The 869-nt window shown below is 71.5% G+C and carries 1 protein-coding gene; it reads right to left on the minus strand.

The genetic code is table 11. The features are described from left to right. Positions 1-869: AMP-binding protein (locus EAO77_RS37920; protein WP_147992803.1), on the minus strand; the 869-nt coding region annotated here is incomplete at both ends.

Consider the following 869-nt stretch of genomic DNA (forward strand, 5'->3'; position numbering starts at 1 on the left):
ACGTCGCCGCGCGGGATGGCGTGGGTGGTGGTGAAGCCCATCGACTCGGCCGGACCGTACCCGTTGACCACCTCGATCCCGGGCACCAGGCCCTGGAGCTTGTGGACATGAGCGGGGGACGCGGCCTCGCCACCGGTGAACGCGACCGTGACCGTCTCGAACGCCTCGGGATGCTCGTCCACCAGGAAGTTGAACAGGCTCGCCGACAGCTGGAGCATCGTCACCCCGTGCCGCCGCGACAGCTCCGCGATCAGCGCCGGCTCCGGACGCTGCCCGGGCTGGAGCACCGACACACCGCCGTGCAGCAGCGCCCCCCAGAACTCCAGACTGAACGCGTCCCAGGACACCGGCGAGCACTGCAGGAACACCTCACCCGTCCCGAACCGGCCGTAGGACTGACCACTCACCGTCGACACCAGATTCCGGTGCGACGACAGGATCCCCTTCGGCCGTCCCGTCGACCCCGACGTGAACATCACGCACGCCACGTCGTCCGCCGTGACCTCCAGGCCGAGGTCGTCCGGTGCGAGAGCGGCCAGGGCGGGCGCGGTGGCGGTGACCGTGGTCCACGGGCCGTCGACGCGTTGCGCGAGGCCGGTGGTGGTGACGAGGTGGGTGATGCCGGCGTCGGTGGCGGCCGAGCGCAGCCGCTCGTCGGGGAAGTCCGGGTCGAGCAGGGTGTATCCCGCGCCGGTCTTCACCACCGCCACCACCGCCGTCGCGAAGTCGGCGCCGCGCTCCAGCAGCACACCCGCCAGATCACCCCGGCCCAGCCCGTGGGACCGCAGATGACGGGCCAACCGGTTGGCGGACGCGTTCAGTTCGGCATAGGACACCGCCCTCTCGCCGTCGACCAGCGCGGTCCGCTC

Source organism: Streptomyces sp. T39 (assembly GCF_008042045.1).
Lineage (GTDB): Bacteria > Actinomycetota > Actinomycetes > Streptomycetales > Streptomycetaceae > Streptomyces.